This window comes from Mycobacteriales bacterium, assembly GCA_035533475.1.
Classification (GTDB): domain Bacteria; phylum Actinomycetota; class Actinomycetes; order DATLTS01; family DATLTS01; genus DATLTS01.
The window spans coordinates 36,545-52,969 of sequence record DATLTS010000068.1 but is presented as its reverse complement, the minus strand read 5'-3'; the positions used below and the strand labels follow the sequence as shown (position 1 = coordinate 52,969).

13 protein-coding genes are annotated in these 16,425 nt (G+C 68.7%); 8 read left to right on the top strand and 5 right to left on the bottom strand.

The genetic code is table 11. The features are described from left to right. Window positions 1-211 precede the first annotated feature (211 nt). Genes VNG13_16285 through glgB form a run of 4 tightly spaced genes read left to right on the top strand, consistent with a single transcriptional unit; the run spans window position 212 to window position 7,394 of the window. Complete coding sequence (locus VNG13_16285; protein ID HVA62074.1) at window positions 212-2,194, top strand: alpha-1,4-glucan--maltose-1-phosphate maltosyltransferase; 1,983 nt, start codon at window positions 212-214, stop codon at window positions 2,192-2,194. After that, the gene (treS, locus tag VNG13_16280) at window positions 2,191-3,858 is read left to right on the top strand and encodes a maltose alpha-D-glucosyltransferase (protein ID HVA62073.1); all 1,668 of its coding nucleotides are present in this window, start codon (window positions 2,191-2,193) and stop codon (window positions 3,856-3,858) included. The genes VNG13_16285 and treS overlap by 4 nt, the downstream gene beginning before the upstream one ends. Before the next feature lie 31 nt (window positions 3,859-3,889). After that, entirely contained in the window at window positions 3,890-5,221 is a 1,332-nt protein-coding gene (locus VNG13_16275) for an aminoglycoside phosphotransferase (GenBank protein ID HVA62072.1), read from the top strand. Between the two features lie 34 nt (window positions 5,222-5,255). Then, a complete protein-coding gene (gene glgB / locus VNG13_16270; protein ID HVA62071.1) occupies window positions 5,256-7,394 on the top strand; it encodes a 1,4-alpha-glucan branching protein GlgB in 2,139 nt (712 codons plus the stop codon). 13 nt (window positions 7,395-7,407) lie between these two features. On the opposite strand, the gene VNG13_16265 is transcribed toward glgB, so the two are convergent. Both VNG13_16265 and VNG13_16260 read right to left on the bottom strand, forming a co-directional pair. Beyond that, window positions 7,408-8,283: a tetratricopeptide repeat protein gene (locus VNG13_16265; GenBank protein HVA62070.1), complete on the bottom strand. Its 876-nt coding sequence runs from the start codon at window positions 8,281-8,283 to the stop codon at window positions 7,408-7,410. A 27-nt stretch (window positions 8,284-8,310) separates the two neighbouring features. Next, window positions 8,311-9,984 carry a methylmalonyl-CoA mutase family protein gene (locus VNG13_16260; protein ID HVA62069.1) on the bottom strand — a complete coding sequence of 558 codons (1,674 nt, stop codon included), beginning with the start codon at window positions 9,982-9,984 and terminating at the stop codon, window positions 8,311-8,313. 202 nt (window positions 9,985-10,186) lie between these two features. On the opposite strand from VNG13_16260, the gene VNG13_16255 reads away from it, so the two are divergent. Further along, window positions 10,187-10,861 (top strand): acetate uptake transporter, encoded by a 675-nt coding sequence (locus VNG13_16255; GenBank protein ID HVA62068.1) that lies wholly within the window; start codon window positions 10,187-10,189, stop codon window positions 10,859-10,861. A 23-nt stretch (window positions 10,862-10,884) separates the two neighbouring features. Here VNG13_16255 and meaB read toward each other — a convergent pair whose 3' ends face one another. Together meaB and VNG13_16245 are read right to left on the bottom strand one after the other, a co-directional pair. After that, window positions 10,885-11,853 carry a methylmalonyl Co-A mutase-associated GTPase MeaB gene (meaB, locus tag VNG13_16250; protein ID HVA62067.1) on the bottom strand — a complete coding sequence of 323 codons (969 nt, stop codon included), beginning with the start codon at window positions 11,851-11,853 and terminating at the stop codon, window positions 10,885-10,887. Further along, window positions 11,850-13,040 (bottom strand): acetyl-CoA C-acetyltransferase, encoded by a 1,191-nt coding sequence (locus tag VNG13_16245; protein HVA62066.1) that lies wholly within the window; start codon window positions 13,038-13,040, stop codon window positions 11,850-11,852. Before VNG13_16245 ends, meaB begins: the two co-directional genes overlap by 4 nt. A gap of 83 nt (window positions 13,041-13,123) precedes the next feature. Here VNG13_16245 and mce point away from each other — a divergent pair, with 83 nt between their 5' ends. From mce to VNG13_16230, 3 genes are read left to right on the top strand one after another with little or no spacing between them, the layout of a single operon-like run. Then, window positions 13,124-13,549, top strand: coding sequence for a methylmalonyl-CoA epimerase (mce, locus tag VNG13_16240; GenBank protein ID HVA62065.1), 426 nt, complete (start codon window positions 13,124-13,126; stop codon window positions 13,547-13,549). A gap of 38 nt (window positions 13,550-13,587) precedes the next feature. Next, the gene (ccrA, locus tag VNG13_16235) at window positions 13,588-14,925 is read left to right on the top strand and encodes a crotonyl-CoA carboxylase/reductase (protein ID HVA62064.1); all 1,338 of its coding nucleotides are present in this window, start codon (window positions 13,588-13,590) and stop codon (window positions 14,923-14,925) included. Between the two features lie 45 nt (window positions 14,926-14,970). After that, a complete protein-coding gene (locus tag VNG13_16230; GenBank protein HVA62063.1) occupies window positions 14,971-15,585 on the top strand; it encodes a hypothetical protein in 615 nt (204 codons plus the stop codon). On the opposite strand, the gene VNG13_16225 is transcribed toward VNG13_16230, so the two are convergent. After that, window positions 15,571-16,359, bottom strand: coding sequence for an alpha/beta fold hydrolase (locus VNG13_16225; protein HVA62062.1), 789 nt, complete (start codon window positions 16,357-16,359; stop codon window positions 15,571-15,573). The genes VNG13_16230 and VNG13_16225 overlap by 15 nt on opposite strands. Window positions 16,360-16,425 lie beyond the last annotated feature (66 nt).

Below are 16,425 nucleotides of genomic sequence, written 5' to 3'. Positions count from 1 at the left end.
CGCCGGCAGTTTGACAGGGTGGGAAGAAGCCATAAATCCCGGCTGCCCGCTGACGGGACCGCTGGACACACCTCGCGGTGACAAGCGATCCTGAAACACGCCCGTTAGGCGATCACCCGTGCGTGGAAGGGCAGGCTAGCGGCGAGGCCACGCCCCCGCTCAGCCGCCATTCCGGGTGACCTCACCCCGCTCGGTGGGTAGGTTCGGCTAGATGATCGGACGCATCCCCATCCTCGACGTGGATCCCCTCGTCGAGTGCGGCCGTTGGCCGGCCAAGGCAGTAGTCGGGGAGTCCGTCATGGTGTCCGCAACGGTCTTCCGTGACGGTCACGACGTCGTCGGCGCCAACGTCGTCCTCCGCGATCCGGCGGGTCGTCCAGGTCCCTTCACCCGGATGGTGCTCATCGCACCGGGCACCGACCGGTGGGAAGCTCCGGTCACGCCGACCTGCGCCGGCCGCTGGACCTTCCAGATCGAGGCGTGGTCGGACCCCTTGGCTACCTGGCGACACGACGCGCAGATCAAGGTGGGCGCCGGTCAGGATGTAGAACTCGTCCTCGAGGAAGGCGCCCGACTGCACGATCGGGCAGCTCGCTTGGTACCGCCGGATCTGCGCCCGTTGGTGCGTTCGGTCAGCCGGGTCCTGCGAGACGCCTCGCGGCCGGCAGACGAACGGCTGGCCGTCGCGCTGGATCCGCACGTGATCGCGACCACGGATGACCACCCCGTGCGTGAGTTGGTGACCAAGGGCGCGATCGCCGCGCTCATGGTCGAGCGCGAGCGGGCCCTCGTCGGATCCTGGTACGAGTTTTTCCCGCGGTCCGAGGGGGCGGTGGCCGATCCGGTGAGCGGACACGTTCGGCCCGGTACCCTTCGCACCGCGCTGGAACGCCTCCCGGCGGTCGCGGCCATGGGCTTCGACGTTGTTTATCTCCCGCCCGTGCACCCGATCGGGCGCTCCTTTCGCAAGGGGCCGAACAATGCCGTCGAGTCCGGTCCCTCCGACCCAGGTTCGCCCTGGGCCATCGGCGGACCGGAAGGCGGCCACGACGCCATCCATCCCGAACTGGGCACACTCGAGGACTTTGACGCCTTTGTCGCCGGCGCCGCCGAACTGGGCCTCGAGGTGGCCCTGGACCTCGCCCTTCAGTGTTCGCCGGACCACCCGTGGCTGGCCGAGCATCCGGAATGGTTCACCACCCGTTCCGACGGTTCGATCAAGTACGCGGAGAACCCCCCCAAGCGCTACCAGGACATCTATCCGCTCAACTTCGATAACGATCCGGAAGGGCTCACGGCCGAGGTGCTCCGGATCGTTCGGCACTGGGTGGCCCACGGAATTCGCATCTTCCGGGTGGACAACCCGCACACCAAGCCCATCAGGTTCTGGGAGTCCCTGATCGCCGAAATTTGGCGGAGCGATCCCGACGTCGTCTGGCTGGCCGAAGCCTTCAGCCGACCCCCGATGATGCACGCCCTGGCCAAGGTCGGATTCAGCCAGAGCTACACCTACTTCACCTGGCGCAACGAGAAGTGGGAGCTCGAGGCTTATCTCCGGGACCTGGCCGGGCCACACGCCGCCTTCATGCGGCCGAACTTCTTCGTCAACACGCCCGACATCCTGCATGCGTACCTGCAGTCCGGGGGGCCGCCGGCCTTCAAGATTCGCGCCACCCTCGCCGCACTGCTCAGCCCGACTTGGGGCGTCTACGCCGGCTTCGAGCTGTTCGAGCACGTGGCCGCAGAGCCGGGGAGCGAGGAGTACCTCGACTCGGAGAAGTACCAGTACCGGCCGAGGGACTGGGCCGGCGCGGACCGCGAGCAACGTACCCTCGCCCCTTATCTGACCCGGCTGAACGAGCTGCGTGGGCGGCACCCAGCGCTGCGCCGGCTCCGCAACCTACGCTTCCATGCCGTGGACACTCCCGAGTTGATCTGCTGGTCCAAGCGGCTGCCCGGCGCCGCTGCCGAGGACGACATCGTGCTCGTCGTCGTCAACCTCGACCCGCACAGCGCACGGGAAGGCACCTTGAGCCTCGACCTACCCGCACTCGGGGCCGCCTGGTCCGAACAGCTGGAGGTAACCGACGAGTTGACCGGTGCGACGTACCACTGGGGGTCCAGAAGCTACGTCCGGCTCGACCCTTCGGTGGAACCCGCGCATATTTTCAGCGTTCGCCGGCTGCCGCAGTGACCCAGGATCCGCCCACGCGAGTGGCCCCCCGGGACCCGCTCTGGTACAAGCGCGCGATCTTCTACGAAGTTCTCATCCGTGGCTTCTCCGACAGCAACAACGACGGCACCGGTGATCTGCGCGGACTTCGGCAAAAGCTCGACTACCTCCAGTGGCTGGGCGTCGACTGCATCTGGTTGCTTCCGATGTACGGCTCGCCGCTGCGTGACGGCGGGTACGACATCAGCGACTTCATGTCGGTCCTTCCCGAATATGGCGACCTCGGCGACTTCGTGCTCCTCGTCGACGAGGCGCACCAGCGCGGGATCCGGATCATCGCGGACCTCGTCATGAACCACACCTCCGATCAGCACCCCTGGTTCCAGGCATCGCGTTCGGATCCCAGCGGGCCGTTCGGAGATTTCTATGTCTGGTCCGACAGCGACGAGCGGTACCGCGACGCGCGGGTCATCTTCGTCGACACCGAACAATCGAATTGGACGTTCGACCCGGTCCGCGGGCAGTACTACTGGCACCGGTTCTTTTCGCACCAGCCCGACCTGAACTTCGAGAACCCGACGGTGCAGAGCGTCATGATCGAGGTACTGCGGTTCTGGCTGGACCTGGGAATCGACGGCTTTCGCCTGGATGCTGTGCCCTATCTGTTCGAGGCGGACGGCACCAACTGCGAGAACCTGCCGGCAACGCACGCCTACCTCAAGCGGATTCGGAGGGAAATCGAGACGCAGTACCCGGAGACCGTACTGCTGGCCGAGGCGAACCAGTGGCCGGCGGACGTGGTCGAATACTTCGGGACCGGCGATGAGTGCCACATGGCGTTCCATTTTCCGCTGATGCCGCGAATCTTCATGTCGGTCCGGCGGGAACAGCGGTATCCGATCTCGGAAATCCTCGCGCAGACCCCGGAGATTCCGGCGAACTGCCAGTGGGGCATCTTCCTGCGCAACCATGACGAGCTCACCCTCGAAATGGTGACCGACGAAGAGCGTGACTACATGTACGCGGAGTACGCCAAGGACCCGCGGATGAAAGCGAACCTCGGAATCCGGCGCCGGCTCGCCCCGCTACTCGACAACTCCCGGGACCAGATGCAGCTCTTCACCGCACTGCTGCTCTCGCTACCCGGATCGCCGGTGATCTACTACGGGGACGAGATCGGGATGGGCGACAACATCTACTTAGGTGACCGGGATGGGGTCCGGACCCCCATGCAGTGGTCGCCGGACCGTAATGCCGGGTTCTCGACCTGCGACCCGCAGCGGCTGTACCTGCCGGTGATCATGGATCCGGTCTACGGTTACGCGGCACTAAACGTCGAGGCCGAGATGCGCCAGGCGACGTCGCTGTTGCATTGGACGCGGCGGATGATCGGTGTTCGGCGCCAGCACCCGACCTTCGGCCTCGGCACGTACTCGGAGCTGTCATCCTCCAATCCGAGCGTCCTTGCCTTCGTGCGCGAATTCGGCGACGACCTCGTGCTCTGCGTGAACAACCTTTCGCGCTTCGCCCAACCCGTGGAACTTGACTTACGCCGATTCGAGGGACGCACGCCGATCGAATTGCTCGGTGGTGTGCACTTCCCACCGATCGGGGAGCTGTCCTATCTGCTCACGCCGCCCGGACATGGCTTCTACTGGTTCCTGCTCTCGAACGTGGAGGGATGAGCTGACCACGACCCCGGAACTCCCGGCCGGATTGCCCGAGCTTCTGCGCGATTGGCTGCCTCAGCAACGCTGGTACAGCGGCAAGGGCCGGCCGATCCACAGTCTGGCGATCTCGAACACGACCCGGCTCAGCCAGCGTGACCCCACCCTCGACCATCTGGTCGTCGCGGTCGACCACGGCGACGGCGCCGAGCGCTACCAACTCTTCCTCTCGCTGCGGACGAGCGTGCCCGAGCGGCTCGACCATGCGCTCGTCGGGTGGGCGGGTGAGATCGCCGTACTCGACGCCGCGCACGATCAGGAGGCAACCCGAATCCTGCTGTCCGGGCTGGCGGCTGAATGGACGGTCGAACCGATGACCTTCCGCCGGCTCACCGACCGGCTGGAGACCGACCTACCCAGCCTGATGATGGGCGCCGAACAGAGCAACAGCTCGCTGATCTACGGTGACCGCTACATCCTGAAGCTATTTCGGCGCATCTCGCCGGGGCTCAACCCTGACCTCGAGGTCACCCGGGCCCTCGCAGATCTGGGGTGTCTGCGGATCGTGCCGCCACTCGGCTACCTGGAGACCATGCTGGACGGTGAGCCGACCACCGTCGCCATGCTCCAGCCGTTCCTCAAGTCCGCCAGCGACGGGTGGGCGCTCGCGGTCACCAGCGTCCGCGACCTGTACGCAGAGGGCGACCTGCACGCCGACGAGGTCGGCGGGGACTTCGCCGCCGAGGCCGAGCGGCTGGGGCAGGCCACCGCGGAGGTGCATCAGCGGATGGCCGAGGCGCTGCCCAGTGGGGTCGCCGACGCAGATGATCAAGCGCAGACCCTGGTTCGAATGCAAGAGCGACTCGACGCGGCGCTCGGCGCCGTCCCCGCCCTTCGCCGGTTCGAGGCGGGCCTGCGAGCCGCCTTCCAGGCGGTCGCCGAAGAATCCGGTCCGATCGCGGTCCAGCGCATCCACGGCGATTTCCACCTCGGTCAGGTCATGCGAACCGAGGCGGGCTGGGTGCTGTTCGACTTCGAGGGCGAACCGGCCCGCCCGCTCGAGCAGCGGGTCGCGCTGATGAGCCCGCTGCGCGACGTGGCGGGCATGCTGCGATCATTCGACTACGCGGCGCGACACCTGCTGACCGACCATCCGGCGGAACCGCACCTGGCATACCGCGCAGCCGAATGGGCAGAACGCAATCGGGAGGCGTTCTGCGACGGATACGCGTTGGCCGGCGGCCCGGATCCGCGGGACGGCGGACGGCTCCTGCGAGCGTTCGAACTCGACAAGGCGGTCTACGAGGTTGTCTACGAGACGCGGAACCGACCCAGCTGGCTCCCGATCCCGCTCGGCTCGATCGAGCGCATCGTCGCCTGAGTCGACGGGCGATTCAACCCTCCCAGCCGAAGAGATCGACCGGCTGATCGCGGGTAGGCATCACAACCCGCACACCATCCTCGGTGCCCACCCGAACGACCGCACCGTGACCGTGCGCTCGTTCCGCCCGGACGCCACCACGGTCGCCGCGCTGGTCGGCGACACCCGCTACCCCCTGACCCACCTCAGGGCCGGCGTCTGGACCGGTGAACTCGACCTGGCGAACGTCCCGGACTATCGGCTCGAGGTCACCTACGGTCAGGACCGTTTCGTCATAGACGATCCGTACCGCTTCCTCCCCACCCTCGGCGAGCTCGACTTGCACCTCATCGTGGAGGGGCGGCACGAGCAGCTCTGGCAGGTGCTCGGCGCGCACGTCCGTCGACTCGGCGGCGCGGTCGCAGAGGTCGATGGCACGTCCTTCGCGGTGTGGGCGCCGGCTGCCCAGGGGGTCCGGGTCCTCGGCGACTTCAACTCCTGGGACGGGCGGGCGCACCCGATGCGCTCGTTGGGGCCGAGCGGAATCTGGGAACTGTTCGTACCGGACGTCGGCGATGGAGCGCGCTACAGGTTCGAAGTGCTCGGTTCCGATGGGGTCTGGCGAAACAAGGCCGACCCGATGGCGTTCGCCGCCGAGCAGGCACCGGCCACGGCATCGATCGTCTACACCCCACAGTTCGAGTGGAGCGACAGCGAGTGGCTGGAGCGCCGCGCCCGAACCGACTGGTTGCGGGCCCCGATGAGCGTCTACGAAGTGCACCTCGGGTCCTGGCGGGCCGGCCTGTCATATCGGGAGCTCGCCGCGGAACTCGTCGACTACCTCACCGACACCGGCTTCACCCACGTCGAATTCCTGCCCGTCGCCGAACATCCATATGGCGGGTCATGGGGCTACCAGGTGACGTCGTACTACGCACCGACCTCCCGGTTCGGCTCGCCGGACGACTTCCGCCACCTCGTCAACGAACTGCACCGGGCCGGGTTCGCTGTGATCGTCGACTGGGTACCGGCCCACTTCCCCAAGGACGGTTGGGCGTTGGCCCGGTTCGACGGCACCGCGCTCTACGAACACGCCGACCCACGCCGCGGGGAGCAACCCGACTGGGGCACGCTCGTGTTCGACTTCGGCCGGAGCGAGGTCCGCAACTTCCTGGTGGCCAACGCCGTCTACTGGCTCGAGGAACTACACGTCGACGGGCTGCGGGTCGACGCGGTCGCCTCGATGCTCTACCTCGACTACTCCCGAAAGCCGGGCGCCTGGGCGCCCAACAAGTTCGGTGGCCGGGAGAACCTGGAGGCGGTCGCCTTCCTCCAGGAGATGAACGCGACCGTGTACAGGCGGGTTCCCGGGATCGTGACCATCGCCGAGGAATCGACTGCGTGGCCCGGGGTCACTCGGCCGACTTATCTCGGGGGCCTGGGGTTCGGATTCAAGTGGGATATGGGCTGGATGCACGACACGCTCGACTACCTGGCGAACGCCCCGGTGCATCGGATGTACCACCACCATCAGATGACGTTTTCGATGATGTACGCCTACACCGAGAACTTTCTGCTGCCCCTATCGCACGACGAGGTCGTACACGGCAAGGGGTCGCTGCTCCGCAAGATGCCCGGCGACCGCTGGCAGCAGTTGGCCAACCTGCGTGCCCTGTACGCCTACTTGTGGGCGCATCCGGGAAAGCATCTGCTGTTCATGGGCTGCGAGTTCGGTCAGGAGTCCGAGTGGTCGGAGTCGAGGTCCCTGGACTGGGCGCAGGCCGGCCAACCCGATCATGCGGCGGTGCGGGACCTGGTGCGTGACCTCAACGCCGTTTACCGGGGCTCCCCGGCACTCTGGTCCCAGGACGGGGCACCCGGCGGATTCGCCTGGATCGACGCGAACGACGCGGACAGTAATGTCTTCTCATTCCTTCGCTGGGGAGACGACGGCTCCGTGCTGGCATGCGTGGCGAACTTCGCCGGGATCCCGCACGAGGACTACCGGCTGGGGTTGCCCCGACCCGGCGAATGGCGGGAATTGATCAACACCGACGCCCCGGCCTACCTCGGCAGCGGGGTGGGCAACCTCGGCGCGGTCCGGGCGGTCGATCAGCCGTGGCACGGCCAGTCGGCGTCGGCGGTGCTCCGGCTCCCGCCCCTTGGGACGCTCTGGCTGGCCGGCCCCGAGTGAACTCGGCGGCACGCTAGAACAGCGCGTTGGCGAGCGCCCGACGGCCGGCGGTCACCCTTGGGTCCTCCGGATCGAGGGCGTCCAGCAGGCCCAGCAGGTGAGTGCGCACCTGCTCGCGCTCCGAACCCTGGGCGCCTCGCAGAGCCTCGATCAGCCGCGTCACTGCCTGTTCGACCGCCCCCTCGACGACCTCTAGGTCGGCGGCGGCGAGCTGAGCCCGCAGGTCGCCCGGGGTCGCTGCCGCGGCGCGGCGCGTCGCCTCCGGGTCGAGATCGCGGGTCCGCTCGATCAATCCGATCCGGGCCAGGGCCACCCGGGGTTCCGGGTCCGCCGGGGCCCGGAGCGCGAGCTGTTCGAAGGCCGCCCGCGCGGCGGCAAGGTCCCCTCGGGCCAGTGCCTGTTCCGCCTCGGCATAGCCCGGGTCCGCGACCGCTGCTGCGCCCGGCTCGACCCCTGACACGACTGTCATCAGGTCACTGATCCAGGCCCGAACCTCGGCTTCCGGCAGTGCGCCGGTGAACTCGCCGGCGATCGCCCCGTCGACGACCGCCTTGACGGCCGGGATTCCCTGCACCCCGAAAGCCTGCGCCAGCCGGGGATTCTGGTCGCAGTCCACCTTGCCGAGAAACCATCCGCCGGCGCCTTCGGCGGCCAGCTTCTCGAGCACCGGGCCGAGCGTGCGACACGGTGCGCACCAGGTGGCCCAGAAGTCGAGGACCACGGGTGTGGTCCGGGATCGTTCGACCACCTCGGTGGCGAAGTTGGCCTCGGTGACCTCGACCGTGTGGGCGCCGCTCGGCGCCGGCCCGGCCGGTACGGGGGCCGGCGCCCGGAGTGCAGCCAGGTCGACTGCGCCGTGCAGGCGCAGGTCAGCGGGTCGGGCGATCACCTGACCATCCTCGCCTAGACCCGCCGGTCAGAAACGCGGGGGTTCGAGGTAGGTACCCCACACCTCCCGCAACGCGTCGCACATCTCGCCGAGGGTGGCCTCGGCGCGGGCGGCGTCGAGCATGACCGGAATCATGTTGTGCCCGGACCGGGCCGCCGCGGTGAGGCCGGCGAGCGCCGCGTCCACCGCGGCCTGGGAGCGTTCCGCCCGGCGGGCGGCCAGAGCCGCACGCTGCGCCCGCTCGACCTCCGTGGAGACCCGGAGGATCTCCAGCGGCGCCTCGGTGGTGTCGGTCGCCACGTTGACCCCCACGATCCGCTTGTCGCCCTTCTCGAGCTTCTGTTGGTAGGCGAACGCGGCGTCCGCGATCTCGCTCATGAAGTAACCGTCGTCGATGCCCCGCAGGATGCCCGAGGTCATCGACCCGTCGGTGCCGAGTTCACGGATTCGGGCAAAGATCTCCTCGGCGGTGGCCTCCATCCGGTCGGTGAGCGCCTCGACGTAGTACGCGCCCCCGAGTGGATCAGCGACATTCGTGACCCCGGTCTCTTCCATCAGAACCTGCTGGGTCCGAAGCGCGATCTCCGCAGCGCGCGCCGAGGGGAGTGCGAGCACCTCGTCGAGCGCGTTCGTGTGCAGCGAGTTCGTCCCGCCCAACACCGCGGCCAGCGCCTCGACGGCGGTCCTCACTATGTTGTTCTCGGGCTGTTGCGCGGTCAGTGAGACCCCGGCGGTCTGGGTGTGGAAACGCAGCCACTGGGCCCGTGGATCGGTGGCCCCGTAGACGTCACGCATCCAGCGGGCCCAGATGCGGCGCGCCGCCCGGAACTTGGCGATCTCCTCGAAGAAATCGATATGCGCATCGAAGAAGAAGGACAGACCGGGCGCGAAACGGTTGACGTCGAGCCCACGGGACAGCCCGAGCTCGACGTAGCCGAAACCGTCGGCCAGGGTGTAGGCGAGCTCCTGCGCGGCTGTCGAGCCGGCTTCCCGGATGTGATAGCCGGAAACAGACAGCGGCTTGTAGCGCGGGATCTCGCGGTCGCAGAACTCCATCAGGTCGCCGATCAGACGCAGGTGCGGCTCCGGCGGGAACAGCCACTCCTTCTGCGCGATGTACTCCTTGAAGATGTCGGTCTGCAACGTGCCGTCGAGTCCCCCGATCGCGACCCCCTGCCGCTCGGCGGCCACCAGGTACATGCAGAACACCGGAGCGGCCGGCCCGGAGATCGTCATGCTCGTTGTCACGGAGCCGAGGTCGATGCCGGCGAACAGAACCTCCATGTCCGCCGCCGAGTCGATCGCCACCCCGCAGTGGCCCACCTCACCCAGAGCCTTGGCATCGTCGGAGTCCCGGCCCATCAGTGTGGGCATGTCGAAAGCCACCGAAAGCCCGTTGCCCCCGCCGGCCAAGATCATCCGATACCGCTCGTTGGTGTCCGCGGCGGAGCCGAATCCGGCGAACTGCCGCATCGTCCAGGGCTTTCCCCGATAACCCGACGCATACAGGCCCCGGGTGAACGGGAACTCGCCGGGCCAACCGATCCGCTCGAAACCGTCGGCGTCGGCCCCTGGCGGCGGCCCGTACACCGGAGCCACGTCCACCCCGGACAGCGTGCTGAAGTCGTTGTCCCGTAATGCCGCGTGCGCGAACCGCTCCGCCCATCGCTGGCGACCGGACTCGATGTCCTTCGCGTCCACCTGCGGCTCCCTCACCGGATCGACCCGCCCGGAGGCTCGTCACGGAATTGTCACCCAGAGTATCCGTACCCATTGCAAGCGAGCCCCGTCCGGCGCACACTAACCCCGTAAAAGCACGCACCGCCGTGAGCGTTCGGTTACAGGAGGTGAGGACAGGCTCAGGCGGGGACCAACCCGTTTCTCCAGATCAAGGAGACCGCAGATGGCAAGTCAGATCCGCATCCCGGAGGCGTCAACCGCCACCGAGCAGGTGCCGGCGCAGACGCCGGAAACGCCCACCACCTCGATCGCCGATCCAGGGCCGCTCGGGCTGGCCGGCTTCGCGGCGACGACCTTCATGCTCAGCGTCTTCAACGCCAACCTCATCAAGGACCCCAAGTTGCTCCTGGCGGTCCTCCCGGTCGCGCTCTTCTACGGCGGGCTCGCGCAGCTGCTCGCCGGGATGTGGGAGTTCAAGAAGGGGAACACCTTCGGCGCGACCGCATTCAGCTCGTTCGGAGCGTTCTGGCTCAGCTACGCGGCGCTGGTGAAGTTCGTCGCCCCCGGGCTGCCGGCCGCGACGGCGTACAAGGTGATCGGGCTCTATCTGCTGATCTGGACGGTCTTCACCGCTTACATGCTGATCGCCTCGCTGCGCTCGACCGGTGCGGTGGCGCTGGTGTTCGCCGTACTAACCGTCACGTTCGTCCTGCTGACGATCGGGGCCTGGGACCAGAGCGCCAAGATCACCCATATCGGCGGGTGGGCAGGCCTGGTGACCGCCGTGGTCGCCTGGTACGCCAGCTTCGCCGGGGTGACGAACGCCACCTGGGGCCGACCGGTCCTGCCGGTGGTGCCGCTCAACGGCACCAGCCGCCGGAGTGGGCACCGGGCCTGAGATCCGGCCGCCGGCGGGTCAGCTCATCGAGAGATCATCCCCGCGATGAGCTGATCCGCCGCGGAGTACGGGTCGCTCTCGCCGGCCACCACGCGGCCGGCCAGCGAGTCGAGCACGCTCCCACCCCTGAGGTCGCCCATCCGTTCCCGGAGCTGGGTAGCGGCGATCGCCTCGATCTCGTCGGCGGCCCGGAGCCGGCGGCGGGCGTCTAGCCGGCCGCTCTCGGCCAGCCAGTCCGCGTGCGAGTCGAGCGCACCGACGACCTCGGCAATCCCCTCGCCGCGGGTCGCGACCGACTTGATCACCGGCGGACGCCAGCCGGCCGGGTCGGACCGGTCGCCCATCGACAGCATGTGCCGCAGGTCCCGGGCAGCCTGATCGCCACCGTCGCGGTCGGCCTTGTTCACGACGAAGACGTCCGCGATCTCGAGGATCCCCGCCTTGGCCGCCTGGATCCCGTCGCCCATGCCCGGGGCCACCAGCACGACCGTGGTGTCGGCCAGCGACGCCACGTGAACCTCCGCCTGGCCGACCCCTACCGTCTCGACGAGGATAACCGCGCAGCCCGCCGCGTCGAGAACCCTGACCGCCTGCGGGGTTGCCCAGGCCAGGCCGCCGAGGTGGCCACGGGAGGCCATCGAGCGGATGTAGACGCCCCGATCGGTGGCATGGTCCTGCATCCGCACCCGGTCCCCGAGCAGAGCCCCGCCGGAGAACGGCGACGATGGGTCCACGGCGAGCACGCCGACCCGTAGGCCGCGCCGCCGGTACTCGGTGACCAAGGCATTCGTCGTCGTCGACTTGCCCACTCCCGGCGAGCCGGTGAGGCCGATCACCCGGGCCCCGCCGGCCAGCGGGGCGAGGGCCCGCATGACGTCCCGCAGCAACGGCGCCGCGTCCTCGACGAGCGAGATCAGGCGGGCGACAGCGCGTGGGTCCCCCGTCGCAGCCCCCGCGACCAGCTCGTCGACGTCCGGGCCGCGCCGGCTCACGCTCCGGGAACGCGAAGCACCAGCGCGTCACCCTGGCCACCGCCGCCGCACAGTGCGGCCGCGCCGACCCCGCCGCCACGGCGGCGCAGCTCGTTGGCAAGGTGCAGCACGATCCGTGCGCCGGACATCCCGATCGGATGCCCGAGCGCGATCGCCCCGCCGTCCACGTTGACCTTCTCGGGGTCGACGCCGAGCTCACGCATCGACTGGATACCGACCGAAGCGAACGCCTCGTTGATCTCGATGAGGTCGAGATCGGCCACGCTCAGTCCCTTCTCTCGGGACAGTGCCTTCTTGATCGCGTTCGACGGCTGCGACTGGAGCGAGGGATCCGGGCCGGCAACCACCCCGTGCGAGCCGACTTCCGCAAGCACCGGCAGGCCGAGCCCGGCCGCCTTCGCGGCGGACATGACGACGACGGCACATCCACCGTCGGAGATCTGCGAGGCCGACCCGGCGGTGATCGTGCCGTCCGCGGCGAACGCCGGACGGAGCCGGGCCAGCGACTCGACGGTGGTCTCCGGACGAACCCCTTCGTCCTCGGTGACGAGGATCGGCTCACCGCCGCGCTGCGGGATCGGCACCGGGACGATTTCCGCATCGAAGCGGCCGTTCTTCATCGCCGCCGCGGCCCGTTCGTGCGACCGTGCTGCGAACTCGTCCTGCTCGCCGCGACTGATCCCGAGTTTGGCGTTGTACCGCTCGGTCGACTCCCCCATCGCGCACTGGTCGAAGGCGCAGAAGAGACCGTCGTGCGCCATCGAATCCACCAGCGTGACGTCGCCGTACTTGAAACCGGACCGGGAGGCCGGCAGCAGATGCGGCGCCAGGGTCATCGACTCCATCCCGCCGGCAACCACGATCTCGAACTCCCCGGCCCGGATCAGCTGATCGGCCAACGCGATGGCGTCCAGCCCGGACAAGCAGACCTTGTTCACGGTCAGCGCAGGCACGGTCATCGGGATGCCGCCCTTGACCGCGGCCTGCCGGGCGGTGATCTGGCCCTGGCCCGCCTGGAGTACATGGCCCATGATCACGTAGTCGACCTGGTCCCCGGACAGTCCAGCCCGCTCGAGCGCGGCCTTGATGGCGATCCCGCCGAGGTCCATCGCGGTGAGGCCCTTGAGGGCCCCGAGCAGGCGGCCGATCGGCGTGCGAGCGCCCGAGACGATGACGGAACCGGCCATGGGTGGAGCCTCCTCGCGAGGACGGACAGGCGTCCTGCAACGATAGCGACCCGCCCCGGGGCGACCGACAGAGGAGGCAAGCGTTGCTTACCCGGATCGACCACATCGGGATCGCGGTCAGTGACCTCGAGGCCGCCACCGCATTCTACGCTTCGACGTTCGGTCTCACCGTGGTGGCCCGCGAGGTGCACGAGGACCAGGGTGTGCGGGAGGCGATGCTCATCGTCGCCGACGCCGACGCCGGCGGCTCCTACGTCCAACTGCTTGAACCGACCCGGCCCGACTCACCGGTCGGGAAGTTCCTCGAACGAAACGGCGAGGGCGTGCACCACGTCGGCTACGGAGTCGACGACATAACGGCTGCCCTCGCGACGGTGTCGGCCCAGGGCGTTCGGCTCGTGGACGCCCGTCCGCGGCACGGCTCGATGGGCGCGTCCATCGCCTTTCTGCACCCCAAGGATGTCCAGGGAGTGCTCACTGAACTGGTTGAGGCACCAAAGCGTCGTTGAAGAAAACTCCTGCCTGGGACGATCCGAAAAGAGGACACGTGAAGGACATCCGGGACGCGATCCTTGCCGGGGACACCCGGCCCGAGGAATTCGCCGAGCTGCCCGTTCCGGACAGCTACCGCGGCGTCGTGGTTCGCAAGGACGAGACCGAGTTGTTCGCTGGGCTGGCGACCCGGGACAAGGATCCCCGCAGATCCCTGCACGTCGACGAGGTGCCCACCCCGGAGCTCGGCCCCGGTGAAGCACTCGTCGCGGTGATGGCGAGTGCCATCAACTACAACACGGTCTGGACGTCCATCTTCGAGCCGCTATCCACATTCGGCTTCCTCGAGCGATACGGGCGGATGTCGCCGCTATCGAAGCGGCACGACCTGCCGTACCACGTTGTGGGATCCGACCTGGCCGGGGTCGTCCTGCGCACCGGGCCGGGGGTGCACGCCTGGTCCCCCGGCGACGAGGTCGTGGCGCACTGCTTGTCGGTGGAGTTGGAGAGCCCGGACGGGCACGACGACACGATGCTCGACCCGGAGCAGCGGATCTGGGGGTTCGAGACGAATTTCGGCGGGCTGGCCGAGTTGGCCCTCGTCAAGGCGAACCAGCTCATGCCGAAGCCCGCTCACCTGACCTGGGAGGAGGCCGCCGCCCCCGGCCTGGTGAACTCCACCGCCTACCGCCAACTGGTGGGGCGGCATGGTGCGGTGATGAAGCAGGGCGACGTCGTGCTGATCTGGGGCGCATCCGGTGGCCTCGGGTCCTACGCCACCCAGTTCGCGCTGAACGGCGGAGCCACCCCGGTGTGCGTCGTGTCGAGCCCGGAGAAGGCCGAGCTGTGCCGGCGGATGGGGGCCGAACTCATCATCGACCGAGCCGCCGAGGACTACCACTTCTGGAAGGACGAGAACACCCAGGATCCCAAGGAATGGCAGCGATTCGGCAAGAGCATCCGCAAGCTCACCGGCGGCGAGGACCCGGACATCGTGTTCGAGCATCCCGGCCGGGAAACCTTCGGCGCCAGCGTCTACGTCGCCCGGCGCGGCGGGGTCGTGGTGACCTGCGCTTCGACGTCGGGATTCCTCCACAGCTACGACAACCGCTATCTGTGGATGAACCTCAAGCGGATCGTCGGCAGCCACTTCGCGAACTACCGCGAGGCTTGGGAGGCCAACCGGCTGATCGCCAAAGCCCGCATCCACCCCACGCTTTCCAGGACCTACCCGCTCGAGGAGACCGGTCAGGCCGCGTACGACGTGCACCGCAACCTGCACCAGGGAAAGGTGGGGGTGCTCTGTCTCGCCCCCGAAGAGGGGCTCGGGGTGCGGGATCCCCAGTTGCGGGATCGGCATATCGAGGCCATCATGCGGTTTCGAAACAGATAGCCCGCAACGGGTGTCTGCGGCGGCCGAACTGGACACATTCCCACCATGACGACAGACGACACAACGATGATGCCGCTCGACGAGGCCATGAACGTCCGCAGCTTCGACCTCGTGCTCCGCGGCTACGACCGGGCGCAGGTCGACCGGCACGTCGACTGGCTGGAGACCGAGCTTGCCCAGGCCCAGGCCGAGCTGGCGCGCACCCAACCCTCCTACGAGGATCTCGGTGAGCGGATCGGTCAGATCCTCGAGCTCGCCGACGCCGAGGCAACCAGCCTCCGCACGGCCGCCCAGCTCGACGCCGAGCGGGTGCGCACCGACGCGCTCACCGCGACCGAGCGGGCCCGGGGCGAGGCGAGCGCGATCATCGAGGCCGCCCGCGGCGAGGCCGGGCAGCTCGTCGAGCAGGCACGCGCCGCGGCCGAACGTGAGCGGGCGGAGGCCCGTAGCCAGGTCCGGCAGATCCACGAAGCCGCCCAGCGGGAGGTCGACGAGCTGGCCGCGCAGCGCGAGCGGATCCGCGCCCGGCTCGGCGAGTTACGAGAGCAGCTCGCGGCCGTCGTCGCGGTTGCCGACCGGCCGGCGGTCGTCGCGCCACCGGAGGACCCGTCGCCGCCCACTGCCGCGATCATGGCGCAGGAGGACTCAACCCCTGGCTGATCCGAGCTCGGCAAGGAAGCCGGCCAGCGCCGCGTTGAACTCCTCCGGCGCCTCGACGGCGCTGAGGTGCCCGGCGCCGGGCAACGCGACCAGCCGCCCCCGCGGCACGGCGTCGGCCATCGCCCGGGCCTCGGCCGGCGGGGCCAGCGTGTCCTCCTCACCGACCACGACCAGGGTCGGCACGGCGACCGCCCGAAGCGTGGCGAACGAGTCAGGCCGGGCGGCCATCGCACGTTGAGCCCAGGCGACGGCCACCGGCGGGGCCGCCTGGACGAGGGCCTTGACCCGGCCGAGCACGAGCGGGCGGCTGGCGACCGAGGTAGGTCCGAGCAGGGTCGGGAAGACCTCCTCGATGAGCAGGGACGCGTCGTCGATCACCTGCTCCGCAATCCGTTCGCGGTTGGCCCTGACCTTCGGGGTATCCGGGCCGGCCTTGGTGTCCGCGAGCACGAGCCCGCGAACGCGGTCCGGGTGGCGGCGCAGGAACGCCATCGCCACGTAGCCGCCCATCGACAAGCCACCGAGAACGACCGAGCCCAGATCCTTGGCGTCGAGAAGGGCGGCGAGGTCGTCGGCGACGAGGTCGAGCGACGGCGGCTCTTCACCCAGCGGTGAGCCGCCGAAACCGCGCTGGTCCGGGGTGATGACGCGGTGGGTGGCGTTGAGGGCCTCCCGCTGAGCTAGCCACATCGCCGAGGACAGCGGGAAGGCGTGCAGGAGCACCAGGGCCGGCCCCGATCCGGTGTCCCGGTGATACAGCTCGACGGGGGACATGGTCCCGACCGTAGCCGAATCGCCGCCCCCGGTGGGAGGCCCGGCCGGACCCCTGCCGGGGCCCGC

Coding starts and splice junctions, on each gene's coding strand:
- VNG13_16285 (HVA62074.1), top strand. CDS start 212: ATGATCGGACGCATCCCCATCCTCGACGTGGATCCCCTCGTCGAGTGC.
- VNG13_16255 (HVA62068.1), top strand. CDS start 10,187: ATGGCAAGTCAGATCCGCATCCCGGAGGCGTCAACCGCCACCGAGCAG.
- VNG13_16245 (HVA62066.1), bottom strand. CDS start 13,040: ATGGCCGGTTCCGTCATCGTCTCGGGCGCTCGCACGCCGATCGGCCGC.
- VNG13_16230 (HVA62063.1), top strand. CDS start 14,971: ATGACGACAGACGACACAACGATGATGCCGCTCGACGAGGCCATGAAC.
- VNG13_16225 (HVA62062.1), bottom strand. CDS start 16,359: ATGTCCCCCGTCGAGCTGTATCACCGGGACACCGGATCGGGGCCGGCC.